Genomic DNA, 23,955 nt, shown 5'->3' on the forward strand with positions numbered 1-23,955 from the left:
ACTACCGTCGTCAACAGGCCGCACTCACCGCTGCAGAAACCAAGTAGCCGAGTCTCCACGAAACCCGGCGCGGTTCACTCCTCGGTTCCGGTCGAAGAAGGACAACCGGCAGGCGGTTCGCTTCACGAAGAACGCCCGCTTTGCGATCACGGCGGCCGGGAGGCTGCGCCTGCCGAAGGTCGGAGAGGTGGATGTCCGCTGGTCGCGGATCCTGCCCTCAGAGCCGTCGTCGGTAACGGTGATCAAGGACGCGGCTGGCCGGTACTTCGCCTCGTTCGTGGTCGACACACCGCACGAGCCGCGCCCTCCGGTCACGTCCGAGGTCGGTATCGACCTGGGGCTGACGCACTTCGCGGTGTTGTCGAACGGCCTGAAGATCAGCAACCCGCGTGTCATGCGCCGCGCGGCGAAAAAGCTCCGCAAGGCGCAAAAGGCTCTCAGCCGCACGCAGAAGAGTTCGGCGAACCACGCCAAGGCCCGGGTGAAGGTCGCCCGCGCACACGCCCGGGTGGCCGACATCCGGCGGGACTTCGCGCACAAGCTCTCCACGCGGATCATCCGTGACAACCAAGCGGTGTACGTGGAGAATCTGGCCGTGTCCGGCCTGGCCCGCACCAAGCTCGCCAAGAGCGTGCACGATGCGGGCTGGTCGCGGTTCGTGACCATGCTGGAGTACAAAGCCGTCCGATACGGTCGGACCTTCGCCAAGGTCGATCGCTGGTTCCCCAGTTCGAAGCTGTGCTCGGCGTGCGGGGTGGTTGCGGAGAAGATGCCGCTGGACGTCCGGTCGTGGATCTGCGCCTGCGGGACGGCCCACGACCGGGACGTCAACGCGGCGATCAACATTCTGGCCGCCGGACGGGCGGACAGACTAAACGCCTGTGGAGACCAGGTAAGACCACCACTTGCGGTGGCTCAGGTCGACGAAGCAGGAAGCCCCAGAGGTGCCGCATGACACGGCACAGCCGGAAACTCCGGCCTTCAAGCTGGGGAGCGCGTCAATCGCTCCGGCCGCGCCCTCACCGCCAGGAAAGTCGCTCCCCACCAGCACCGGCGGCCTCTCCCCGCACGCCCCCGCCCGGCCGCCCGGCGTCCTCCTCGCCGATCCGCGAGAGCAGCACCGGGTCGGCCAGCACCAGGACCACACCGACCACGAGGCCGGCGATCAGCAGCAGTATCCCTGCGACGGTCATCTCTTCTCCCCGTTCCTTCGCCTTCACGACCCCTCCAGCATCCGTGGCGAGGTCCCCGCGCCGCCTCCCCTGAAGGTCCGGTCCGGGCGGGGGCCGCTCGGCCGAACGGCCGATAGGACATGTCGGCCATGGGGCCTAGGCTCGGTGACCGTGGGAGAGAACAGCCGGCTCGTGTACTGGGTCAAGAGGCTCAGCGAGATCGCGTTGATCGGCTGGCTCCTGCTGCTGCTCCTGGTCGACGTGCTGCTGTGGGGGTCCTCGCCCGACGTCGTGGGGTGGCTGACCCCGGTGTGCGGGGGGCTGGGCATCGCGGCGGTGCTGCGGCGCCGGCGGCACCGGGTGGGCGATCTGCGCGTCCTGCTGGCGGTGTCGGTCCTGTCCACGCTGATCATCGCGAGCGCGGGCGTGGACGGCAGGCCGGGCCTGGCCGAGATCGGGGCGCTGCTGATCCTCACCGTCGGCGGGCTGCGCGCCATCGAGCCGATCCGCCGGGCCGCGCTGTTCGCGCTGACCACGATGGTCGTGCTGGAGATCTCCTGCGCGCGCATCCTGGAGGCGAACGCGGGGATGGCGATCGGGTTCCTGCTCTTCGTCGGCTGGTCCTTCGCCGCCGGGACCGGCGCCTACCTCCGCTTCCAGATGGAGCGCCGCCGCGAGGCCGTCGACTCGGTACGGCGGGCCGAGCGCCTGGAACTCGCCAGGGAGCTGCACGACCTGGTGGCCCACCACATCACCGGGATCGTGGTGCAGGCCCAGGCGGCCAAGGTCGTCGCCGAGCAGAAGCCCGAGGCCGTGGTCCCCTCGCTGGAGGCCATCGCCAACGCCGGGGCCGACGCGCTGACCTCGATGCGCCGGCTGGTCGGCGTGCTGCGCGCCCAGGAGGAGGCCGCCCGCTCGCCGGGCAGCACGCTCATGGACATGCGCACGATGGTGGAGCGCTTCTCCACGGCCGGCCCCCAGGTGGCCTTCGACATCGGCCAGGGCATCACCGACGAGACCGTGGCCCCCGAGGTGATGACCACCCTGCACCGGGTCCTGCAGGAGTCGCTGACCAACGTCCGGCGGCACGCCCCGGGCGCCGGCTGGATCGAGGTCGACCTGAAGCTGGCCGACCGTCCCGGTCCGGATCCCTGGAGCGGGCACGTCCCCTGGACGGGGACCACCGTGCGGCTGCGGGTGCGCAACTACGGCTCGGTGACCGACGCGCGGATCAGCCGCCTCGGCGGCGGGTTCGGCCTGGTGGGCATGGCCGAGCGCGTCGAGGCGCTCGGCGGGCGGCTGCTGGCCGGCCCCACCGCGTCCGGGGCGTGGGAGGTGTCGGCGGAGTTCCCGCTCCAGCCGGAGACGCCCTGACGGGGAACGCCCCGGCCTGACCCGCCTGATCCGAGCCCTCGCCGCGCCTCACCCACGACGCCCGGGCCCGTGGCGCTCCGGGCCGGGCCGGGACGGCCCCAGCCCGGGAGGCGGGGAGGCCGTGAGGCCCGCCCCCGCCCCGGCGTCCGGTCAGTGGTTGGCGAGGAAGGCCAGCAGGTCCTGGCGGGTCAGCAGGCCGACCGGCTTGCCGTCGTCCAGGACGACCGCCGCGTCGGCCTTCTCCAGCGCCTCGACGGCGATGGATACCGGCTCGCCCGCGCCGATCGTCGGCAGCGGCTGCGACATGTGCGAGGCGATCGGGTCGGTCGGCCGCACCCGGCCCCGGTAGAGGGCGTCCAGCAGGTCCCGCTCCAGGATCGAGCCGACCACCTCGGCGGCCATGACCGGCGGCTCCTCCTTCATCACCGGAAGCTGCGACACCCCGTACTCGCGCATGATCGAGATGGCCGTGTCGACCGACTCGTGCGGGTGGGTGTGCACGAACTCCGGCATGCCGGGCCCCTTGCGGTTCAGCACGTCCTTGACCAGGCCCTCCTCGCTGGAGGTGGTCAGGAAGCCGTAGTCGGCCATCCACTCGTCGTTGAAGATCTTCGACAGGTAGCCGCGTCCGCCGTCCGGCAGCAGCACGACGACCACGTCGTCCGGCCCGGCCCGCTCGGCCACCCGCAGCGCGGCGACCGTCGCCATGCCGCAGGAGCCGCCCACCAGCAGCGCCTCCTCGCGGGCGAGGCGCCGGGTCATGCCGAAGGAGTCCCGGTCGGAGACCGCGATGATCTCGTCGCAGATCGTGGTGTCGTAGTTGGCCGGCCAGATGTCCTCGCCGACGCCCTCCACCAGGTACGGCCGCCCGGTGCCGCCGGAGTAGACCGAGCCCTCCGGGTCGGCGCCGATGATCTTGACCCGGCCGCCGGAGACCTCCTTGAGGTAGCGGCCGGTGCCGCTGATCGTGCCGCCGGTGCCGACGCCCGCCACGAAGTGGGTGATCCTGCCCTCGGTCTGTTCCCAGATCTCCGGGCCGGTGGAGTGGTAGTGGCTCTCGGTGTTCTGCGGGTTGGAGTACTGGTCGGGCTTCCAGGCGTTCGGCGTCTCCCTGGCCAGCCGGTCGGAGACCGAGTAGTAGGAGTCGGGGTTGTCGGGCGCGACCGCGGTCGGGCAGACCACGACCTCGGCGCCGTACGCGCGCAGTACCGAGATCTTGTCCTGGGCGACCTTGTCCGGCACCACGAACAGGCAGCGGTACCCCCGCTGCTGGGCCACGATGGCCAGGCCGATCCCGGTGTTGCCGGAGGTGGGCTCCACGATCGTGCCCCCCGGGCGCAGCTCGCCCGACCTCTCGGCGGCGTCGATCATCCGCACCGCGATGCGGTCCTTCACCGAGCCGCCGGGGTTGAAGTACTCCACCTTCGCGAGCACCTGGGCCCCGATCCCCTCGGTCACCCTGTGCAGCCGGACCAGGGGGGTGTTGCCCATCAGCTCGACGAGCGAATCATGTACGCGCACCGGGATAATCACCTCGAAATACCAAAGCTGGGTCAGCTTGTTTGTCGTGCGCCGTGATCCCATGGGGGTGGCGGGCCGCGGCGTGGGTTCCAAGGCAACGCTACCGCCCCGCACGCGGGGAGCGCCGCCTCGTGATCCGGACGCCCGGGACGGCACGCGCCGCCCGCCGCGTCGCCGCCGCGGCCGCGCTCGGAGGAGGGGGCGTCACCGCGCTCGGCGCGGCGGTCGAGGCCGGCGGCCGGTGGCCTTCGCCGGCCCGCCGGGACAGGAGTTCGGCACGAACCCGGCGGAGATGGCCGGCCTTGATCGTTAACACCCATCTGCACAAGGTTATCTACAGATCGCTTACGCGGTGCTACCGTCTGTGTGCGGCGCGTTGGAGCTGTGGCCCGACCCCCGGGCCCGGCGCGCCGAGTCGATCCACCTCGCGGCGGCCAAGGCCGCGGAGGAGCCCGGCGCCGAGGTCATCGCGACCCGTGTCGGCGGCCGGGCCACCGGACCTCACGGACGGTGGGCCACCATGCTCGGCCGCAGGCCCGGAACGCGGCCCGACCGCGCCTGAACACGGTCACCCTCCGCGGCGACGCCGTAACGCCTCGCCCGCATTGGAGTGGAATACCCGTGATCCGGCCCCTCGCGAAACCGGCCCTGGTCCTCGCCGGAGTTCTGACCCTGGGCGGCTGCTCCGGCAGTGAAGCGGCCACCCCGAACCATCCCACCTGGCACAACACCGAGATGAACGCGGTCAGCCGCACCACCGTCGCCGGCGGTGTGGCCACGACGACCTCCATGAAACCCGACGGGACCCTGGAGACCGTGGCGCTGGACCTGGTCACCGGCAGGAGGCTCTGGGCCCACCCCTCGACCATGGCGGGCCGCCTGCCGGGGATGGGGGTCTCCCCCCCGGCGATCGTCGAGACCGCCTCAGGGCGGACCGTCGCGGTGACGATCGACCCGGCCAGGAGGGGCCGCTGGAAGGCCACGCTGGTCGGGCTCGACGGGCGGACCGGGGCCCGCAGGTGGAACCGGCCGGTGCACTCCACGTTCGGGCCGCAGCGGTGCGGGGCCTACGTGTGCGTGTCCGAGAACACCGCCCTGGCCGGCGCCCGCGTCGTCGTGCTCGACCCGCTCACCGGCAAGGTCGCCTGGCGGCTGCCCGGCATCGCCGAGGCCCAGTGGTCCGACGCCTCGCGCGTGGTCTTCCTGCGCCTGGCCCGCCGCCCGGTCCTGGAGGCGCACGAGCTGAGGACCGGCAAGGTCCTGTGGCGGGTCCCGGTCGAGGAGGCCCTCGGCACCGGGATCGACCTGTCGGGCGGCTGGTCCTTCGGCGCGACCGCGAACGACCTCGTCGGGTACGTCGCCCCCTACACCAACCCGAAGACGAACAAGGCCTCCGCCTTCGGCCTGTTCTCCGTCCGGCTCTCCGACGGCAGGATCAACTGGATGCGCCCCTCGGTGGTGCGCGTCTACCCCAGTGGCAGCCCGGGGCACGCGCCGGTGGTCCGCCCGGTCGACCAGGAGGGCCGCTACGGCGGGTTCGCCCGGCTGGCCGCCGAGGACGGCCGGGTGCTCGGGCAGATCTCCGCCGAGCAGGTCCCCGAGGCGGGCTGGTGGCTGGCCTTCCCGCCCCGCATGGAGAAGGTCGGTTTCCTGCGGCACGGCAAGCCCGGCACCGCCTTCGACCTTCCCACCGGCCGCGCCGCCGACGTCAGGGAGGCGCACGCCTGGTCCTTCTGTGTGACCGATCCCAAGCCGCTCCCGCTCAAGGGCCAGCCCGCCGGTTTCTACTCGGTGGCCTCGCTGTGCGAGTTCAGGCTCTCCGACGGCTCGCGGGTCGCCGGGCCGGGCGTCCCGCCCTCCTGGTTCACCGGCAGCCAGAACGGCTGGCGGATGTGGCGCGACGAGAAGGGCGGCCTGCACGGCATCAGGGACGGTGACGGCACCGCTCCCGGCATGTACGGCTGACATCCGGCACGACCGGCGTACGACTGGCTCCCGGCACGCACGACCGGCGTCCGGCACGCACGTCCGGGGTCCCGCGTACGCGGCCGGCGTCCCGCGGGGGCCTCCGGGGTCCCGCGTACGCGGCCGGCGTCCCGCGGGGGCCTCCGGCGTCCCGCACGCGCGGCCGTCCCGCCCGGCAGGGCCCCGTCCCCGGACGGGGCCCTGTGCGTCCGGTACAACATTCTGTTTCGGTCACCCCCGGGGCGTGGAATCCCGCATACCGCGCGGTACGCTCCGCTGCAGGAGCAGATACGAACCCAGGAGAGCCACATGCCCGAGGCAGTCATCGTCGCGACCGCGCGCTCGCCCATCGGACGCGCCTTCAAGGGGTCCCTCAAGGACATCCGCCCCGACGACCTGACCGTACAGATCATCCAGGCGGCGCTTGCCAAGGTCCCCCAGCTCGACCCGACCACGATCGACGACCTCATGCTGGGCTGCGGCCTGCCCGGCGGTGAGCAGGGCTTCAACATGGGCCGCGTGGTCGCCACCCTGCTCGGCCTGGACACCGTTCCGGGCACCACCGTGACCCGCTACTGCTCGTCCTCGCTGCAGACCACCCGGATGGCCCTGCACGCCATCAGGGCGGGCGAGGGCGACGTCTTCGTCTCGGCGGGCGTGGAGTGCGTCTCCCGCTTCGCCAAGGGCAACTCCGACGCGCTGCCCGACACCCAGAACGCGCTCTTCGACGACGCCCGTGCCCGCTCGGCCCGGGCCGCCGAGGGAGGCGGCGACGTCTGGCACGACCCGCGCGAGGACGGCCTGCTGCCCGACGTCTACGTGGCGATGGGCCAGACCGCCGAGAACCTCGCCGCGCTCAAGGGCGTCTCCCGCCAGGAGCAGGACGAGTTCGGCGTCCGGTCCCAGAACCTGGCGGAGAAGGCCCTCGCGAACGGTTTCTGGGAGAGGGACATCACCCCGGTGACCCTGCCCGACGGGACCGTGGTGAGCAAGGACGACGGCCCCCGCGCCGGGACCACCTACGAGGCGGTCTCCGGGCTCAAGCCGGTCTTCCGCCCCGACGGCACGGTCACCGCGGGCAACTGCTGCGCGCTGAACGACGGCGCCGCCGCGGTGATCGTGATGAGCGACACCAAGGCCGCCGAGCTGGGCATCACCCCGCTGGCCCGGATCGTCTCCACCGGCGTGACCGGCCTGTCCCCCGAGATCATGGGCCTCGGCCCGGTCGAGGCCTCGAAGCAGGCCCTGGCGCGGGCGGGCATGTCCATCGGCGACGTGGACCTCGTCGAGATCAACGAGGCGTTCGCCGCCCAGGTCATCCCCTCCTACCGGGACCTCGGCATCGACCTCGACCGGCTCAACGTCAACGGCGGCGCCATCGCGGTGGGACACCCCTTCGGGATGACCGGCGCCCGCATCACCTCCACGCTGCTCAACAGCCTGGCCTTCCGCGACAAGGCGATCGGCCTGGAGACCATGTGCGTCGGCGGCGGCCAGGGCATGGCGATGGTCCTGGAACGCCTGAGCTGACCGGGCACACCGCCCGGGGACGCCTGAACCGGCCGGGCACGCCCCCTTGAAACGCCTGAGGCGCCTCGGACACCACCCGGGGCGCCTTGGGCCCGGGAACGACCGAGCCGACCGGACACGCCGCCCGGGGACGACGCGCCCCGGGCGGCGCCGGTGCCTGCGGTCCGTCAGCCGTGGACGTCCGGGCCGGCGTGGGTGATGTCGATTCTCACGATCACCCGCCGGTCCCTCTCCATGACCGCCCGGTAGTCGTCCCAGTCGGGGTGCTCGCCGGAGATGTCGCGGTAGTAGGCGACGAGGAGCTCCATCGCCTCGGGGAGCGGGACGATCTCCGCCGTGCCGTCGATCTGGATCCACTCACCGAAGAAGGCGTCCGTCGTCACGCAGAGCGAGACCCGGGGGTCCCTGCGCAGGTTGCGGACCTTGGCGGCGGTCTCCCGGGTGCTGACGATCGGCCTGCCCCCGGCGTCGATCCCCACCGTGACCGGGGAGAGCTGGGGGCGCCCGTCGGCGTGCGTGGTCAGCATGACCGCGCGGTGGTTGGTCCGGATGAAGTCGCGTGCCCTGTCATGATCCATGCGTCCATCATGGCGGGTGCCCCGAACATGATCCACACGTCCGTCACGTCGAGCACGCTCCGTACGTCCGTCCCGGCGGGTGCGCCGAACGTGGTCCGCGCGTCCGTCCCGGCGGGCACGGCGAAGCCCGCACCACCGGGGTGGCACGGGCTCGGCTGAGATCGGCGGCCTCTACAGGTAACGGGTACGACGGTGCCGCTCGTGCTCGTGCACGATGGCGGTGGCGTAGCCGTGGGACAGCCCGTGCTCGTCGGCGAGCCAGGTGGCACGCTCGTCGCAGCGGAGGAACGACGGGCCGTTGTCGATTGCTTGGAACCACTCTGGGAGTGCGCGCCCCGTGATGTCCGGGACCCTTGCGATCAGCTTGCTCTGCGTCTCCAGTGAGTGGTTCAACGACATGGGCACCTCCACGGATAGGCTCCTTTGCTCGACAGTGCATCACGAAAGCGCAGATGGCAAGCCCCGGGATGCTTCTTCCGTCGTGCTTCGTCCATCCCCCGGCAGCCGCCTGTTCACTCGCGCATGCCCCGGAAAACAGAAGAGCCCCGCCGGAGGTGTTCCGGTGGGGCTCCGCTGACGGAGTCGTCTAGTCGTTGCCGGTGAAGTAGCTCAGCAGGCGCAGGATCTCCAGGTAGATCCAGACCAGCGTCATCGTGAGGCCGAAGGCCATCAGCCAGGAGTACCTCTCCGGGGCGCCGTTCTTCACGCCGCGCTCGACCTCGTCGAAGTCGAGGAGCAGGAAGAAGCAGCCGATGAGGATCGTGGCGATGCTGAACACGTACGCCAGCGGGCCACCGGAGCGGATGCCGATGCCCTCCGGCATGAAGAACCCGGCCACCAGGTTGACGAGCATGAGGCCCATCAGGCCCAGGCCCGCCGCCACGACGAACTTGGTGAACTTCGGCGTGACCCGGATGATGCGCAGCGAGTAGACCGTCAGCATGGCGCCGAAGGCCAGGGCCGTGCCCACCACCGCCTGGAAGACGATGCCGCTCTGGATGTCGTTGTAGACGTGGCTGATCACGCCGATGGCGACACCGTAGGCGACGGAGTAGCCGAGGATCAGCACCGGGTTGGTGCTCTGCTTGAACGAGATCACCAGGGCCAGCACCAGGCCGACGATGACGCCGACGATCGCCGCGACCATGCCGAGGTTGAGCGCCCAGGCCGCCGCCGCCGACACGACCAGCGTGCCCAGCGTGATGAAACCGCGTACGACCACGTCGTCGATCGTCATCGTCCGCTGTGCGGGCGGTGCGTACGAGGGCGTGTCGTACATTCCCTGAAGCTGGTCAGGGGTGGGGGTCGGCGTGCCCCAGCCCTGCTGATTCCCCTTGGCCTGCCGACTGAAAATGGGGTTCTTGCTCTCCATCGCTGCCTCCACGCTGCGACCTACGCGATCAGCGTATTAGATCGGTTGTCACGCGGCCGTATCGTGTTGATATCCATATGTTCGGATGGCCGCACGGCTACCGCCGATGATCCCAACGAACGGGTGCCGCGTCTGGTTCCCGGCCCTCACACCCGTTTCACCGGCCGCTCGCCGGACGGGCGTCCCGGGGCCCGCGAGGTCCGCGGTCCCCCGCGGGCGCGGGGTGCCCGCGTCACGTACACCGGTCATGCTCGCCTCAACCCCAGCGGTCCCCGCTTTATGCCCGCCCCCCCGGGAACGTCGCGGCGGCGGTCGCCGGGAAAAGGGACGTGACCGCGTTTCCACTGGTCGGGGGCGCCATTCGGCAGGTCTTCATAGGTGCCCCCGGAGGGACTCGAACCCTCACTCGAACCCTTTTAAGGGGTTTGCCTCTGCCATTGGGCTACGGGGGCGCCGTAATCATACGTAACGGACCACTCATGCGTAACTGCTGGAGCCAACCGTCGCATGTTCGAAGGCCTGAAATCTACGGATCGCCCCGAATAGCGGTGATCCGGCCGACACGAAGAGCCGCCTGAAACGACGAATCCGGAGGCGGGCGACATCGCCCGCCTCCGGATGGGAACGGTCCGTTTCCGCGTTCGCGGAGCTCAGCCCGTCGCCGCCCTGCGGAATTCCGTGCGCGGCTCCTCGATCTCCCCGAGGGAGACGGTCTCACGCTTGAAGAAGAGCGCCAGGGTCCAGTCGGCGGTCACCCGGACCTTGCGGTTGAAGGTGGGGACGCGCGACAGGTGGTAGGTGCGGTGCAGGAACCACGCCAGCAGCCCGCGGACCTTGATCCCGTAGACGTTGGCGACGCCCTTGTGCAGGCCCAGGCCCGCGACGGAGCCGACGTAGCGGTGGCGGTAGTCGACCAGCTCCCGGCCGTGCAGGCTGCGGGTGATGTTGTCTGCCAGGACCTTGGCCTGCCGTACGGCGTGCTGGGCGTTGGGCGCGCAGTACTGGCCGGGGTTGGTCACGTCGGGCACGCCGGCCACGTCGCCGGCCGTGTAGGCGTCCTCGACGCCGACCACGGTCAGGCGGGTGGTGGCCTTGATCCGGCCGCGCTCGTCCAGCGGCAGGTCACCGGCGTTGACGACCGGGCTGGGCTTCACCCCGGCCGTCCACACGATGGTGGCCGCCTCGAACTCGTCGCCGTCGGAGAGCTTGACCAGGCCGCCCTCGCAGGAGTCCAGCCGGGTGTTCATCTTGAGCTCGATGCCGCGCTCGCGCAGCTGCTCGGCGGTCCACTTGCCCATCTCCGGGCCGACCTCGGGCAGGATGCGGTCGGTGGCCTCGACGAGGACCCAGCGCATGTTCCTGCGGGAGATGTTGCGGTAGTAGCGGGCGGCGTCGACCGACATGTCCTCCAGCTCGGCGAGCGCCTCGATGCCGGCGTAACCGCCGCCGACCACGACGAACGTCAGGGCGCGCCTGCGCAGGTCCTCGTCGTCGTCGCTCTCGGCCCGGTCCAGGAGCTCCAGCACCCGGTTGCGGAGCGCGATGGCCTCACCGACGGTCTTGAAGCCGATCGCGGCGTCGGCCAGGCCGGGGATGGGCAGGGTGCGGGAGACCGAACCGGCGGCCATGACCACGATGTCGTACTCGATCTCGTGGGGCGTGCCGACGTTGGGGGCGAAGGTGACGGACTTGGCCGCGTGGTTGACCTTGGAGACCTTGCCGTTGAGGATCGTCGCCTTCGACAGGACCCGGCGCAGGGGTACCACCACGTGCCGGGGCGAGAGGTTCCCCGCGGCCGCCTCGGGAAGGAAGGGCTGGTAGGTCATGTGGGACTCGGGGGTGAGAACCGTGATTCGCACGCTTCCGTCGCGCAGTTCCTTGCGAAGGGTGTGCTGCAGGCGCAGCACGGTGTAGAGGCCGACATAGCCTCCACCGACTACCACGATGTGCTTGGAGTTGCGGTCCACTGTGACGCCGTCCTTAGTTTTAGAGGCTTGTGAAACCTTTCACAAGGATACCTCCGCGACTCCGCTCGCGCCAGGCGGGCCCTTGGCAACGCAGCGGAATTTTTCGCTCTTGGTTAGAAAAACCGACTTTTCACCGGAGAATTCCGTGCGATCTTCCCTTTGTGATCGACTTCACAAGGTGCGCAGCACGTTCGCCCTGGTGAAGAGGTCGTCGAGCATCTGGGCGGTCACCCGGCCGGTGAAGGTGTTCTGCTGGCTGGGGTGGTAGCAGCCCAGCAGCCGTGCCGTGGCTCCCGCGGGAGAGACGATCTCCACCTCGGCGCCGTGACCGAAGGGCGGTCTCGGCCGGGGAACGGTGTAGCCGGCCTCCCTGAGCGCGGGCCAGAGCGCCTGCCAGGCGAACCCCCCGAGCGCGACGACCACCCGCAGGTCGTCCGAGGCCAGGGCGATCTCGCGGGCCAGCCAGGGAGAGCAGGCCGCCCGCTCGGCCGGCTCCGGCTTGTTGGCGGGCGGGGCGCACCGCACCGCCGCCGCCATCCGCGCGCCGATCAGCCGCTGCCCGTCGCCGGCGCGCACGCTCGTCTCCTGCGCGGCCAGGCCCGTCCGGTACAGCGAGGCGAACAACCAGTCGCCGCTGCGATCCCCGGTGAAGATCCTCCCCGTCCGGTTGCCGCCGTGCGCCGCCGGGGCCAGCCCCACGATGAGCACCTGCGGCCGCTCCTCGCCCCACCCGGCGATGGGCCGCCCCCAGTAGGTCTCCGTGGCGAACGCCCTCCTTTTGACCGTCGCCACCTCCTCGCGCCACTCCACCAGGCGCGGGCAGGCCCTGCAGACGGACTGGGCGGCCGTGAGCTCGGCGAGGCCGGAGCTGCCGTACGCGAGCTCGCGCACCTCGTCGGGGTTCCGGGCGACAGGGGTGCCGGGCCGGGCGGGGTCTTCCGGCCAGCCCGAGCCGGGAGGAACGTGGGTCATCCTCCGATGGTGCCCGATCCCGGGTCCGCCCAGAGCCGTCCCGCGCCCGTCCCGCGGCGTCCCGTGGCGTCCCGCGGCGTCCCGAGGTCGCTCCGGGCCCGGGTCCGCGCGGTGTCCCGGGGTCGCTCCGGACCGGTGCCCGAATGCGAGAAGGCGGCGCCCGCGAGGTGCGGACGCCGCCTTCTCGTACTCGTGCTCGTGCTTCGGGGACGGCCGGCGCCGAGGCGCCGGCGCGTCACCGTGTGACCCGTGCGGGGGTCACACCGTGACACGGTGACCCGTCAGGGGTCACCGTGACCTGCCCGATCGCCGGGTGCCGGAGATCTAGGCGCTCGGGGTCGGGGTCGGGGTCGGGGGCGCGACGCAGGTGACCTTGCCCGTCGCGGTGCTGCTGGTCGAACCGCCCTGGACCTCGATCGCGCGCTTGGACTCGCCGGAGGCCGAGGCGCTCCAGACGTCGGTCACGCTCACGCTCTGGAAGCCACGACCGCCGATGTACTGGCTCTGCCAGGCACCGGCGACACCGTCACGGATCCAGCGGTACTTCACGGCGACGTGGCCGTGAGAGGCGCTGATCGTGCCGGTGAAGGCGCGGGTCGCCGGGCAGACGCCGGAGTAGTCGGACGGGGCGCTGACCGAGGCCGAGACCTTCGGCGCCTCGTCCTCGCAACGGATCTTGAAGTACTCGCGGCCGGAGGAGGCGTCCACCGGGCCGACGATCTCCAGCGAGGCCCAGCCCCTGAAGTCGTCACGGGGGCTGATCACGTGGAAGACCCTGCGGGAACCGTCGACGCGGACGGCGTCACGGTCGACCACGTGGCCGTTGACGACCCACTGGTAGCGCACCCAGCGGGTGCCGGAGGCGCTGATACGGCCGACCAGGGTGGCCTTGCAGTCACCCTCGTCCACCCAGATCCGCGCGTCGACGCGGGGCCTGGGCGGCTTCACGACCTCGTAGTCGTCCTCGCCCCCACCACAGGAGACCGCGAAACGACCCTTGGCGGAGGTGGCGCCGCGGGGAGCCACGAGCTGGATGGCCTGCCAGCCCTTGACGTCGCCCTTGAAGGTGGCGCTCTCCTTGACGGTGAAGTGCTTGACGCCCTTGCCGCGGAAGGTGAAGCTCTTCACCTTGCTCTTGGACCCGTCACCGCGCAGCCAGCGGTAGGCGACGGTGGTCTTGCTCTTGACGGCCTTCACCTTGATCTGCGAGGAGAAGGTCACCTTGACCGGGCACTTGCCGTTGTGCTTGGAGGGCGAGGCCTTGGGCGTGCCGGCCCAGACCGCGGGCCTGGGCTTCGGCTTGGCGACGGCCGAGGTGGCCGCCGTCGCCGTCTGCCCCGCGCTGGCCGAGGCTGCGGGCGTGAACAGCAGCCCTGTCGCCATCGTCGCCAGCATGGCCACGCCGGCTCCTGTTGCGGCTAGCTTTCGTGCTAGTCCGGACTTCATGAGGGGATGCTCCGTTCGTTGGGAGACAAGATCGCCCCAGGAGACGGTTGCCGCCCCGACGTCACCCGAGCCGGGTCGCACGGCAAAGCCTCCCCAAGGCTCCTTTAGCACACCATAAACGGAAAATCTTTCCCAATACCCTTGAACGTCAGAATTGTTCCGGCTTGTTATGGTTTAGCGACAGACCATGCGATGCCGTCAAGGATGTCGCGCTCACTGGTGACCACTTCGCCGAAACCGTACCGGCTCACTATCCGGTCCAGGATGAGCGCTCCCGCGCCGATGACGTCGACCCGTCCCGGATGCATGACGGGAATGGCCGCACGGCGCGCGACGGCCATTCCAAGCAACCGTTCGGCGATGTCATGCACCTGACCTGCGGCGATTCTCGAATGGTGGATTTTCTCCGGGTCGTATTCCGGCAGTTCGAGCGCCATGCCGGCGACGGTGGTGACCGAACCGGCGAGCCCGACCAGGGTCATCGCCCGCTCCACGGGCACCTCGGCCGCCACCCGGTCCAGCGCGTCGTCGATGTCGGCCGTCGCCGCCGCGACCGCCTCGGCCGACGGCGGGTCGCCGCCGTCGCGCAGGTGCCGCTCGGTCAGCCGGACGCACCCGATGTCCACCGAGAGCGCCGCCTCCACGTGCGTGGAACCGAGCACGAACTCGGTCGATCCCCCGCCGATGTCGACCACCAGGTACGGGGGGCGGGTGCCGCCGGTGGAGGGCATGCCGGTCTCGGGCGAGAAGCGCACCAGGTCGCGGGTGGCGCCGGTGAACGACAGCTCCGCCTCCTCGGCCCCCGTGATCACCTCCGGCTCCACCCCGAAGATCTCGCGTACGCCGTCCACGAACTCCTGCCGGTTGGCGGCGTCGCGGGTGGCGCTGGTGGCGACCACCCGGACCCGGGCGGCTCCGTGCCGGTCGACGAGCCCGGCGTAACCGCGCATCGCGGTGAACGTGCGCTCCAGGGCCTCGGGGGCGAGCCTGCCGGTCCTGTCGACGTCCTGGCCCAGCCGGACGATCTCCATCCGGCGCTCGACGTCGGAGAGCCCTCCGGCGCCGGTGCCGTCGCCGACGTCGGCGATGAGCAGGCGGACGGAGTTGGTGCCACAGTCGATCGCGGCGACGCGCATCACACGGTCTCCTTCGGGGCTCGGGATACGGCCGGGGCTCGGAATACGGCCGGGGTCGGGTTCACGACCGGGGTCGGGTTCACGGCCACGGTCCGGGACGCGCCCGGGGCCGGGGCCGGGGTCCTGGTCAGGGAGGTGGCCGGGACCGGGGTTCCGGTGCGGGAGGTGACCGGGGTCAGGGGCGGGGGCGTCACGGGCCCGCGTCCTCGACGCAGGGCCCGGCGGCCCACCACGCGCCGAGCGCGTCGAGGGTCTCCCGGCCGAACGGGTTGCCGCCGGGCACCGCGAGCTCGTGCCCGGCCAGGGCGTGCAGGCACTTCACCCGGCTGGGCATGCCCCCGGTGCTCTGCATGTCCCGGGGCAGCGGCTCCAGGCCCTCCTCGGCGGCGGCCCGGTCGCGGCGGGCCAGGTAGTCCTCGTGGGCCGCCCGGTAGGCCTCGGCCAGCTCCGGGTCCTCGGCCAGCCTGGCCTGCATCTCCCGCATGATCCCCGACGTCTCCAGCGTGCCGATGGCGGAGGCCGCCCGGGGGCACGTCAGGTAGAACAGCGTCGGGAACGGCGACCCGTCGGGCAGCCTCGGCGAGGTCTCGACGACGTCGGGCAGCCCGCACGGGCAGCGGTGCGCCACCCCGCGCAGTCCTCGCGGCGCCCGGCCGAGCTGTCGCTCCACCGCCGCCACGTCGCGGTCATCGACCATTCGTGACACCCCCTGAAAGACGAGCACCAGGGTATCGGCGTCACCCGGTCGCCTTGGCCGCCTTCTCCCCGCCACCGCTGTCGACGGCCTTGACCGAGTCCCACAGGGTCGCGTACCACGGCGGCCTGGCGGTGGCCTTGCGCGCGACGGCGCCACCGTCGCGGGAGGGCGTCTTGCCCATGACGACGTAGCACTTCTCCCCGGGGGCGCAGTAGAAGAGCCGCTCCCTGCCCGTCCGCTTGATGTAGCCCGGGTCCTGCGCCTGCCTGCGGCGGTCGTCCAGCGCCTTGATGGCGGCGATCTCCCTGGCCTTCTCCTGCTCCAGCTGGGCGATCTGGCGGCGCTGGGCGACGTACTCCCTGATGGGGTAGGCCAGGCTCATGGCGATCGCGCAGACCACGATCGCGAGGATCGCGGCCCGTCCGGTCAGCTGCGGCCGTGCCGCCATCGCCCCTCCTTCGTCCGGGCACGGCCCGCCCCCGGAAGCGGGAGCGGGCCGCCGGAACCGAAACTACCGCCGGAACCGCGGGAACGCGGCACGACCCGCGTAACGGGCCGCGTCGTCCAAAAGCTCCTCGATGCGGAGCAGCTGGTTGTACTTGGCCACCCGGTCGGAACGGGCCGGGGCGCCGGTCTTGATCTGGCCGCAGTTGGTGGCCACGGCGAGGTCGGCGATCGTGGTGTCCTCGGTCTCGCCGGAACGGTGGCTCATCATGCAGCGGTAGCCGCTGCGGTGGGCCAGGTCCACCGCGTCGAGGGTCTCGGTCAGGGTGCCGATCTGGTTGACCTTGACCAGCAGCGCGTTGGCGGTGCCCTCGGCGATGCCGCGGGCCAGGCGCTCGGGGTTGGTCACGAACAGGTCGTCGCCGACGAGCTGCACCTTGTCGCCGAGGGCGCGGGTGATGGCGTTCCAGCCCTCCCAGTCGCTCTCGTCCAGCGGGTCCTCGATCGAGACCAGCGGGTAGTTCGCGACCAGGTCCTCGTAGAAGGCGATCAGCTCGGCCGAGGACAGGCCCTTGCCGTCGATGGTGTAGACGCCGTCGGAGTGGAACTCGGAGGCGGCCACGTCCAGGGCCAGGCCGATGTCCTCGCCCGCCACGTATCCGGCCTTCTCGATCGCGACGAGGATGAGGTCGAGCGCGTCGCGGTTGGAGGGCAGGCTCGGGGCGAAGCCGCCCTCGTCGCCCAGGCCGGTGGCGTAGCCCTTCTCCTTGAGCACGGCCTTGAGCGCGTGGTACACCTCGGTGCCCATCCGCACGGCCTCGCGGAACGTCTCCGCCCCGATGGGGGCGATCATGAACTCCTGGATGTCGACGTTGCTGTCGGCGTGCGCGCCTCCGTTGAGGATGTTCATCATCGGCACCGGCAGCACGTGCGCGTTCGGGCCGCCGAGGTAGCGGAACAGCGGCAGCTCGGCGCTCTCGGCGGCGGCCTTGGCCACGGCCAGCGAGACGCCCAGGATCGCGTTGGCGCCCAGCCGCTCCTTGTTGGGCGTGCCGTCCAGGTCGATCATGACCTGGTCGATGCTGCGCTGCTCGGCCGCGTCGAAGCCGAGGATCTCGTCGCCGATCTCGTCGGTCACCCCGAGGACGGCCTTCTCCACACCCTTGCCGCCGTAGCGCTCGTCGCCGTCACGCAGCTCCACGGCCTCGAACTGGCCGGTCGACGCACCGCTGGGAACCGCGGCGCGGCCCTGGCTGCCGTCGTCCAGGAGGATGTCGACCTCGACCGTCGGGTTGCCCCGGGAGTCAAGGATCTCGCGGGCGGTTACGCCCTCGATGGAAGCCACGAAGCGCTCCTATGGTCGCAGGACAGTTTGCCTCGGAAGCCTACCGAGCCCCTCTCACCACTACGTCGGCCGGGACCGGATACCGCCTTCCCTTCACCTCGCGGCCGGTAGCCCTTCACGGGCCGGACACCCGGCGACCTGGCCGTCGGCGGTCCTTCACGGCCCGGACACCCCAGCGACCTCACGGCCCGGACACCCCTCACGGCCCGGACACCCCGGACACCCCGGAGACCTCACGACCCGGAGACCCGGCGATCTCGGCGAGGACGTCAGGACCGCGGGTCGCGGACCCGGTCGCGGTAGGCGCGGGCGACGGCGCGCAGTTCCGCCTCCGGATCCAGCCCGGCCGCGTGCGCCTGGCGGACCAGCTCGAAGAGCCGCGCGCCCAGGCCGTCGGCCGGGACCCGCTCGGGGAGTTCCACCGGCGCTCCGGCGCGCTCGGCGCGGCGCAGGAGCTGGGCGGCAAGGGAGAGGGCGGGCTGGCCCATCGGGACGCCGTCGACGGCCGATCCCGGGTCGCCGCCGTTCTTGGCCGCCCGCTCGGCCGCCTTGATCGTCTCCCAGTTGGCGCTGACCTCGCCCGCGCCGTCCACCCGGGTGCCGGCGAAGACGTGCGGGTGGCGCCGGACGAGCTTGGAGACGATCCCGTCGGCCACGTCGTCGATGTCGAAGCCACCGCCGTCACCGCCGTCACCACCGCCGCCGATGACGACGCGGTCCCTGGCGACCCGGGCGTGGAAGGCCACCTGGAGGAGCAGGTCGCCCAGCTCCTCGCGGAGCGCCGCGTGGTCGCCCTCCTCGATGGTCTCCAGCACCTCGTAGGCCTCCTCGATGAGGTACGGGGCCAGGGACTCGTGGGTCTGGCGGGCGTCCCAGGGGCACTCGACGCGGAGGCGGTCCATCACCGCGACCAGGTCCAGCAGCCGGGCGCCCGGCAGGTCGTAGGAGCCGGGCACGATCTCGATCACCGGCGGGTCGTCGAGCGCCACGGCGGCGTGGCCGATCGAGCGCATCAGCGCCTCGTCGGCCTCCAGCCACACGACGGTCGCCGCCCGGGCCTCACGGACCAGCGCGGCCGGGTCCGGCGCGACCACCTCGACCTCGATCCCCGCCTCGGCCAGGTAGGGCAGGTGCGGGTGTGCGGCGGAGCCGGTGCGGACCGGCCCCTCCTGGAGCACCTGCCACGCCCGGTGGCCCAGCAGCCCCGGGGCGACCCGGGGCGAGGTGGTGACGACGATCAGCGGCATGCCCGGCGCTACTGCTGCGGCGGCGGGGCGGGAGCCGCCGGAGCCTTGACCTGGGTGCTGAAACGGTCGCCGGCGACGAAGAGGCCCGGCTCCTTCTCGCTCGGCGCCGTGTTGAGCTGACCGTAGCGGGGGTTCCAGTCGACCTTCACGGCCGCCGCGTCCTTGTCGGCCTGCTCCTTGCCCCGGTTGAAGGCCGCCTCGTCCGAGCCCCCGCCGTAGCCGACGATGAGCTTGTTGAACATCACCTGCGCCCGCAGGAACTCGCGCATCTGCGAGGGGGCCACGGCGAGCTGGAGCAGTTGCTGCTCCAGCTTCTGCATGCCGCCCTGCCTGGCGATCAGCTGCTCGACCTCGCCCTCGGTGGCCGTGACGCCCTTGTTCGCGGCGACCTTCGCGTACTTCTTGGTGGTGACCAGCTGGTAGAGCACGACCTGCGTGACGCTGCCGGGGAACTGCAGCTGCGCGGGGTTGACGCCGGCCTTGGTCAGCGCCCCCTCGTACTCGCGCACGTTCCTGTCCAGCTCGTCGGAGCTGATCCGTTCCCCGCTCACGACGGCGGCGGCACCGGCCTGGTTCGGTGAGCAGGCGGTCAGCGCGACCCCGGCGGCGGCGACCGCCAGGATGACGCGTACTCGAGTCGACTTCACATGCGTTCCCTTCACGACAAACGCCGCTTACTTTACCCGTACGGGTTCGAGGAACATGGCCTCGACGAGATCACCGCACCACGTGAGCAGTTCCAGGTCGCGCAGCGGCTGTCCGCTGATCGGCCTGGTCTTGGGCACGGGCACCAGCAAGGTACCGGCCGCCTGCTTCAGCAGTGCCTTCGGGTAGAGCCTCTGCAGCCTGACCTGCTGGGAGTCCCTCAGGTCCACCGGGGCGAACTTGATGTTCTGCCCCTGCAGGGTGACGTCGGTGAGCCCGGCGCGGCGGGCCCTGATCCGGAAGCGGGCGACCTCCAGCAGGTTCTCCACCTGCTGGGGCGGGCGCCCGTACCGGTCGACGAGCTCGTCGCGGACCGCGGCGATGTCGTCGTCGGAGCCGATCGCGGCGATCCGCTTGTAGGCCTCCAGGCGCAGCCGCTCGGAGGTCACGTAGTCGTGCGGGATGTGGGCGTTGATCGGCAGCTCGACCTTGACGTCGGGCCGGTCGTCCTCGCGGGGGGTGCCCGCCAGCTTGGCCTTCTGCTCCTGGACGGCCTCGGCCATCATCCGTACGTACAGGTCGAAGCCGACCCCGGCGATGAACCCCGACTGCTCGGCGCCCAGGATGTTGCCGGCGCCGCGGATCTCCAGGTCCTTCATGGCCACGTACATGCCCGCGCCCATCTCGGTGTGCTGGGAGATCGTGGCCAGGCGCTCGTGGGCGGTCTCGGTGAGCGGCTTCTCCGGCGGGTACAGGAAGTAGGCGTAGCCGCGCTCGCGGCCCCGGCCGACCCGCCCGCGCAGCTGGTGGAGCTGGGACAGGCCGTAGTTGTCGGCCCGGTCGACGATCAGCGTGTTGGCGTTGGGCACGTCCAGGCCCGACTCGACGATCGTGGTGCAGACCAGCACGTCGAAGTCGCGCTCCCAGAAGCCCACCATGATCTTCTCAAGCTGGTGCTCCTGCATCTGGCCGTGCGCGACCGCGACCCTGGCCTCGGGCACCAGCTCGCGCAGCATGGCCGCGACCTTGCCGATGCTGGCCACCCGGTTGTGCACGAAGAAGACCTGCCCGTCGCGCATCAGCTCGCGCCGGATCGCCGCGCCCATCTGCTTCTCGTCGTACGGGCCGACGAAGGTCAGGATCGGGTGCCGCTCCTCGGGAGGGGTGAGGATCGTCGACATCTCCCGGATGCCGGTCAGGCCCATCTCCAGGGTGCGCGGGATCGGGGTCGCGGACATGGCCAGCACGTCGACCTGGGTGCGCAGGTGCTTCATGGCCTCCTTGTGCTCGACGCCGAAGCGCTGCTCCTCGTCGATGATGATCAGGCCGAGCTGCTTGAACCTCACCTCGGGCGAGAACAATCGGTGCGTGCCGATCACCACGTCGACCGAGCCCTCGCGCATGCCCTCCAGGGTCGCCTTGACCTCGCCGTCGCTCTGGAACCGCGACAGCGCCCTGACGTTGAGCGGGAAGCCGGAGAAGCGCTCGGCGAAGGTCGACATGTGCTGCTGCACCAGCAGCGTGGTCGGCACCAGCACCGCCACCTGCTTGCCGTCCTGGACGGCCTTGAACGCCGCCCGCACCGCGATCTCGGTCTTGCCGTAGCCCACGTCGCCGCAGATCAGCCGGTCCATCGGGATCGGGCGCTCCATGTCGCGCTTGACCTCGTCGATGGCCTCCAGCTGGTCGCCCGTCTCGGCGTAGGGGAAGGCGTCCTCCATCTCGCGCTGCCAGGGGCTGTCGGGGGCGAAGGCGTGGCCGGGCGAGGCCATCCGGGCCGAGTAGAGCCGGATCAGCTCCCCGGCGATCTCCTTGACCGCCTTCTTGGCCTTGGTCTTGGCCTTGGCCCAGTCGGCGCCGCCCATCCGGTTGAGGGTGGGCGACTCGCCGCCGACGTAGCGGGTGACCTCGTCGAGCTGGTCGGTCGGCACGTAGAGCCGGTCGCCCTTGGCGTACTCGATCACCAGGTACTCGCGGGTGGCGCCCTGCACGGTGCGCTGCACCATCTCCACGTAGCGGCCCACGCCGTGCTGCTCGTGCACGACGTGGTCGCCGATCTTGAGCTGGAGCGGGTCGACCATGTTGCGGCGCCGGGACGGCAGGCGCCGCATGTCCTTGGTGGACGCCTTCTGGCCGACCAGGTCCAGGTGGGTCAGCACGGCCAGCGACGGGGTCACGAAGCCGTGCTCGACCAGGCCGGTGGCCACGTGCACGACCTGGGCGTCGAGCGTCCCGGTCAGGCCCGGCTCCAGGCGCGCGGGCAGGTCGACGCCCTTGAGCAGCTCGACCATGCGCTCGGCCGGGCCGTGGCCCTCGCTCAGCAGCACCACGACCCGCTCGGAGTCGAGCCAGCCCTTGATGTCGGCCAGTGCCCGCTGGGTGTCGCCCCGGTAGGACTCCACCTCGCGCGCGGGCAGCAGCAGGCCGTCGTCGCGGCCGCCCTCGCCCCCGGGGCCGTCCGCCCCGTCCCCGGTCGCGCCGAACGGCGCGATCGACCACCAGGGCAGGCCCAGCTCGCGCGCGTGGTCGCGCAGCTCCTCCAGCGTGCGGAAGGCCGCCTCCCCCAGGTCGATCGGGGCCTCGCCGCCGGACGCCGCGGTGATCCAGGACGCCTCCAGGAACTCCTGGCTGGTGCGCACCAGCTCGTCGGCCCGGCCGCGGATCCGCTCCGGATCGCACACGAAGATCCCCGACTGCTCGGGCAGGTGGTCGACCAGCAGGTCCATCTCCCCGGCGAGCACCGGCGCGAACGCCTCCATGCCCTCCATCGGGATGCCCTCGGCCAGCTGCTGGAGGATCTCGGCCAGCGCGGGGTGCGCCTCGGCGAGCCGCGCCGCCCGCTCCCTGACCTCGGGGGTCAGCAGCAGCTCCCGGCAGGGCGCGGCGAACAGGCCGTCCTCGGCGACCTCCAGGGAACGCTGGTCGGCGACCTTGAACCAGCGGATCTCCTCGACCGTGTCGCCCCAGAACTCCAGGCGCAGCGGGTGCTCCTCGGTGGGCGGGAAGATGTCGAGCAGGCCGCCCCTGACGGCGACCTCGCCGCGCCGCTCCACCATGTCGACCCGGTGGTAGCCGTTCTCCACCAGGGCCGCGACCACCGCGTCCGGGTCGGCGTCGTCCCCGGCGCGCAGCCGCACCGGCCGCAGGTCGCCCAGGCCGCGCACGATCGGCTGGAGCAGCGCCCTGACCGGCGCGACGACCACGTGCAGCGGCCCGGCCGAGTGGTCGCCCTCGACCGGGTGGGCCAGCCTGCGCAGCACCGCGAGCCGCTGGCCCACGGTGTCGCCGCGCGGCGACAGGCGCTCGTGCGGGAGCGTCTCCCAGGCGGGGAAGACCGCCACGGTGCTCTCGTCCAGCAGGCTCGTCAGGGCCGCGGCGAGATCCTCGGCCTCGCGGCCCGTGGCGGTCACCGCCAGCACGGTCCTGGCCGTCCCCTTGGCCCCCTCCCGGGCCAGCGCGGCCACCGCGAAGGGGCGCAGCGCGGGCGGCGCGACCAGCGCCACGTCGGACGGGTCGCCCCCGCGCACGTCCCGCAGGAGGGAAGACAGCACAGGTTCCCCGACGACAAGATCAAGAAGTCCGGAAAGGCTCATCAGATTCGCCCACAGCCCCACGACGGCAACACGACGGCCCCGGGCCGAGAAGACGCGGGGTTCCCCGTCAAGGCTACTTGGCCCGGCGCCCGCCCTCGCATGGAGCGGTAAATGCACGATGAATCGTGCTGAGTTGACTACTCTCGGTTATATGTCTGAGGTGAGATCGGTCGTCGACCGAGACGATGTGCTGAGTCAGCGGGTCAGGGACCATTGGGACGGCCGGCTCGGCCGGCGGCTGGACGTCCTGATCGCCGGGTGCGGATGGCCCGAACCCCTCGATCTGGCACAGACGGAGACCAGGGTCGTCGGCATCGACGAGGACCTGCCCGCCCTGCGCACCAGCACGTCCGCCCGCAAGGACCTGGACTCCTGGACGCTGGGCGACCTGCGCTCGGTGCCGGTGCCGCCGCGCGCGTTCGACGTCGTCTACGTGTCGTTCCTGCTGGAGCGGATCGAGCACGCCGAGCTGGTGCTCGACCGGCTGATCACCGGGCTGCGCCCCGGCGGGCTGCTGCTGGTCAGGATGCGCGACCGCGCCTCGGCGTACGGGGTGTGCGACCGGCTGGCCCCGGCGGCGCTGCGGCGGCTGCTGTGGCGCAGGTTCACCCCGGAGGGCACGGTGGGGCCGCTGCCGGCCGTCTACGAGCCGATCGCCTCGCGCGAGGGGATGCACTCCTTCTGCCTGGTCCGCGGGCTGATGGTGACCGAGGACATCTCCGCCCGCAGCGGTCCCGCGCTGGACGGACCTCTCGGTAAGCTTGCCCGCGCCGCCTGCTCGGCGGTGGAGACCCTCTCCAGGGGACGCCGGCCCGCATCTCGCGACGAGGTGACCATGGTGATCCGCAAACCCCAGAGCCACTTCGCCCGGCTGGTCTGAGATCCGGCCGCCGGTCGTCCCGGCTCGCCCGAGGGGGGCGCCATCCGGGGCGGGCGGGCCGGAACGACCGA

21 protein-coding genes and 1 tRNA gene are annotated in these 23,955 nt (G+C 71.4%); 6 read left to right on the plus strand and 16 right to left on the minus strand.

What is annotated here, in order from left to right:
- Positions 1–955, plus strand: a 955-nt coding sequence (locus ACLQ2R_RS38130) for an RNA-guided endonuclease InsQ/TnpB family protein (protein ID WP_425966299.1), incomplete at its 5' end; no start/stop codon positions are given.
- 64 nt (positions 956–1,019) lie between these two features.
- On the opposite strand, the gene ACLQ2R_RS38135 is transcribed toward ACLQ2R_RS38130, so the two are convergent.
- The gene (locus ACLQ2R_RS38135; protein ID WP_425966300.1) at positions 1,020–1,193 is read right to left on the minus strand and encodes a hypothetical protein; all 174 of its coding nucleotides are present in this window, start codon (positions 1,191–1,193) and stop codon (positions 1,020–1,022) included.
- 150 nt (positions 1,194–1,343) lie between these two features.
- Between ACLQ2R_RS38135 and ACLQ2R_RS38140 the strand changes: the two genes are divergently transcribed.
- On the plus strand, positions 1,344–2,546 hold the full coding sequence (locus ACLQ2R_RS38140) for a sensor histidine kinase (RefSeq protein ID WP_425966301.1): 1,203 nt from the start codon (positions 1,344–1,346) through the stop codon (positions 2,544–2,546).
- Between the two features lie 150 nt (positions 2,547–2,696).
- On the opposite strand, the gene ACLQ2R_RS38145 is transcribed toward ACLQ2R_RS38140, so the two are convergent.
- Positions 2,697–4,067: a cystathionine beta-synthase gene (locus ACLQ2R_RS38145; protein ID WP_425966302.1), complete on the minus strand. Its 1,371-nt coding sequence runs from the start codon at positions 4,065–4,067 to the stop codon at positions 2,697–2,699.
- 364 nt (positions 4,068–4,431) lie between these two features.
- On the opposite strand from ACLQ2R_RS38145, the gene ACLQ2R_RS38150 reads away from it, so the two are divergent.
- The 3 genes from ACLQ2R_RS38150 to ACLQ2R_RS38160 all read left to right on the plus strand — a co-directional run bounded on the left by ACLQ2R_RS38150 (position 4,432) and on the right by ACLQ2R_RS38160 (position 7,562).
- Positions 4,432–4,629, plus strand: a complete 198-nt coding sequence (locus ACLQ2R_RS38150; RefSeq protein ID WP_425966303.1) for a hypothetical protein — start codon at positions 4,432–4,434, stop codon at positions 4,627–4,629.
- A gap of 59 nt (positions 4,630–4,688) precedes the next feature.
- On the plus strand, positions 4,689–6,032 hold the full coding sequence (locus ACLQ2R_RS38155) for a PQQ-binding-like beta-propeller repeat protein (protein WP_425966304.1): 1,344 nt from the start codon (positions 4,689–4,691) through the stop codon (positions 6,030–6,032).
- 309 nt (positions 6,033–6,341) lie between these two features.
- Complete coding sequence (locus tag ACLQ2R_RS38160; RefSeq protein WP_425966305.1) at positions 6,342–7,562, plus strand: acetyl-CoA C-acetyltransferase; 1,221 nt, start codon at positions 6,342–6,344, stop codon at positions 7,560–7,562.
- A 167-nt stretch (positions 7,563–7,729) separates the two neighbouring features.
- On the opposite strand, the gene ACLQ2R_RS38165 is transcribed toward ACLQ2R_RS38160, so the two are convergent.
- From ACLQ2R_RS38165 to mfd, 14 genes are all read right to left on the minus strand, one after another.
- A complete protein-coding gene (locus ACLQ2R_RS38165) occupies positions 7,730–8,140 on the minus strand; it encodes a PPOX class F420-dependent oxidoreductase (protein WP_425966306.1) in 411 nt (136 codons plus the stop codon).
- A gap of 171 nt (positions 8,141–8,311) precedes the next feature.
- On the minus strand, positions 8,312–8,539 hold the full coding sequence (locus ACLQ2R_RS38170; RefSeq protein WP_425966307.1) for a DUF4287 domain-containing protein: 228 nt from the start codon (positions 8,537–8,539) through the stop codon (positions 8,312–8,314).
- Positions 8,540–8,726: 187 nt separating this feature from the next.
- Positions 8,727–9,512: a Bax inhibitor-1/YccA family protein gene (locus tag ACLQ2R_RS38175; RefSeq protein ID WP_425966308.1), complete on the minus strand. Its 786-nt coding sequence runs from the start codon at positions 9,510–9,512 to the stop codon at positions 8,727–8,729.
- A 379-nt stretch (positions 9,513–9,891) separates the two neighbouring features.
- A tRNA-Leu gene (locus ACLQ2R_RS38180) sits at positions 9,892–9,964 on the minus strand.
- 198 nt (positions 9,965–10,162) lie between these two features.
- Positions 10,163–11,479: an NAD(P)/FAD-dependent oxidoreductase gene (locus ACLQ2R_RS38185; protein WP_425966309.1), complete on the minus strand. Its 1,317-nt coding sequence runs from the start codon at positions 11,477–11,479 to the stop codon at positions 10,163–10,165.
- A 171-nt stretch (positions 11,480–11,650) separates the two neighbouring features.
- Complete coding sequence (locus ACLQ2R_RS38190; RefSeq protein ID WP_425966310.1) at positions 11,651–12,451, minus strand: uracil-DNA glycosylase; 801 nt, start codon at positions 12,449–12,451, stop codon at positions 11,651–11,653.
- A gap of 324 nt (positions 12,452–12,775) precedes the next feature.
- Complete coding sequence (locus ACLQ2R_RS38195) at positions 12,776–13,852, minus strand: hypothetical protein (RefSeq protein ID WP_425966311.1); 1,077 nt, start codon at positions 13,850–13,852, stop codon at positions 12,776–12,778.
- A 212-nt stretch (positions 13,853–14,064) separates the two neighbouring features.
- Positions 14,065–15,036, minus strand: a complete 972-nt coding sequence (locus ACLQ2R_RS38200) for an exopolyphosphatase (RefSeq protein ID WP_425966312.1) — start codon at positions 15,034–15,036, stop codon at positions 14,065–14,067.
- Positions 15,037–15,223: 187 nt separating this feature from the next.
- On the minus strand, positions 15,224–15,730 hold the full coding sequence (locus ACLQ2R_RS38205) for a DUF501 domain-containing protein (protein ID WP_386234715.1): 507 nt from the start codon (positions 15,728–15,730) through the stop codon (positions 15,224–15,226).
- A gap of 40 nt (positions 15,731–15,770) precedes the next feature.
- On the minus strand, positions 15,771–16,178 hold the full coding sequence (locus ACLQ2R_RS38210) for an FtsB family cell division protein (protein ID WP_425966313.1): 408 nt from the start codon (positions 16,176–16,178) through the stop codon (positions 15,771–15,773).
- Positions 16,179–16,241: 63 nt separating this feature from the next.
- Positions 16,242–17,519: a phosphopyruvate hydratase gene (gene eno, locus ACLQ2R_RS38215; RefSeq protein ID WP_425966314.1), complete on the minus strand. Its 1,278-nt coding sequence runs from the start codon at positions 17,517–17,519 to the stop codon at positions 16,242–16,244.
- A 269-nt stretch (positions 17,520–17,788) separates the two neighbouring features.
- Positions 17,789–18,766, minus strand: a complete 978-nt coding sequence (locus tag ACLQ2R_RS38220; RefSeq protein ID WP_425966315.1) for a MazG family protein — start codon at positions 18,764–18,766, stop codon at positions 17,789–17,791.
- 8 nt (positions 18,767–18,774) lie between these two features.
- Entirely contained in the window at positions 18,775–19,413 is a 639-nt protein-coding gene (locus ACLQ2R_RS38225) for a SurA N-terminal domain-containing protein (protein WP_425966316.1), read from the minus strand.
- 27 nt (positions 19,414–19,440) lie between these two features.
- Positions 19,441–23,004, minus strand: a complete 3,564-nt coding sequence (mfd, locus tag ACLQ2R_RS38230) for a transcription-repair coupling factor (protein ID WP_425966317.1) — start codon at positions 23,002–23,004, stop codon at positions 19,441–19,443.
- Between the two features lie 151 nt (positions 23,005–23,155).
- Here mfd and ACLQ2R_RS38235 point away from each other — a divergent pair, with 151 nt between their 5' ends.
- The gene (locus ACLQ2R_RS38235) at positions 23,156–23,884 is read left to right on the plus strand and encodes a class I SAM-dependent methyltransferase (protein ID WP_425966318.1); all 729 of its coding nucleotides are present in this window, start codon (positions 23,156–23,158) and stop codon (positions 23,882–23,884) included.
- Positions 23,885–23,955: the final 71 nt, after the last annotated feature.

The organism is Streptosporangium sp. DT93, from assembly GCF_049844535.1.
GTDB lineage: Bacteria > Actinomycetota > Actinomycetes > Streptosporangiales > Streptosporangiaceae > Streptosporangium.

What these genes read in the sequence shown, in the direction of transcription:
- ACLQ2R_RS38210 (WP_425966313.1), bottom strand. Translation starts at nt 16,178, where the DNA reads ATGGCGGCACGGCCGCAGCTGACCGGACGGGCCGCGATCCTCGCGATC.
- ACLQ2R_RS38205 (WP_386234715.1), bottom strand. Translation starts at nt 15,730, where the DNA reads ATGGTCGATGACCGCGACGTGGCGGCGGTGGAGCGACAGCTCGGCCGG.
- ACLQ2R_RS38220 (WP_425966315.1), bottom strand. Translation starts at nt 18,766, where the DNA reads ATGCCGCTGATCGTCGTCACCACCTCGCCCCGGGTCGCCCCGGGGCTG.
- ACLQ2R_RS38175 (WP_425966308.1), bottom strand. Translation starts at nt 9,512, where the DNA reads ATGGAGAGCAAGAACCCCATTTTCAGTCGGCAGGCCAAGGGGAATCAG.
- ACLQ2R_RS38235 (WP_425966318.1), top strand. Translation starts at nt 23,156, where the DNA reads ATGTCTGAGGTGAGATCGGTCGTCGACCGAGACGATGTGCTGAGTCAG.
- ACLQ2R_RS38190 (WP_425966310.1), bottom strand. Translation starts at nt 12,451, where the DNA reads ATGACCCACGTTCCTCCCGGCTCGGGCTGGCCGGAAGACCCCGCCCGG.
- mfd (WP_425966317.1), bottom strand. Translation starts at nt 23,004, where the DNA reads ATGAGCCTTTCCGGACTTCTTGATCTTGTCGTCGGGGAACCTGTGCTG.
- ACLQ2R_RS38165 (WP_425966306.1), bottom strand. Translation starts at nt 8,140, where the DNA reads ATGGATCATGACAGGGCACGCGACTTCATCCGGACCAACCACCGCGCG.
- ACLQ2R_RS38170 (WP_425966307.1), bottom strand. Translation starts at nt 8,539, where the DNA reads ATGTCGTTGAACCACTCACTGGAGACGCAGAGCAAGCTGATCGCAAGG.
- ACLQ2R_RS38160 (WP_425966305.1), top strand. Translation starts at nt 6,342, where the DNA reads ATGCCCGAGGCAGTCATCGTCGCGACCGCGCGCTCGCCCATCGGACGC.
- ACLQ2R_RS38135 (WP_425966300.1), bottom strand. Translation starts at nt 1,193, where the DNA reads ATGACCGTCGCAGGGATACTGCTGCTGATCGCCGGCCTCGTGGTCGGT.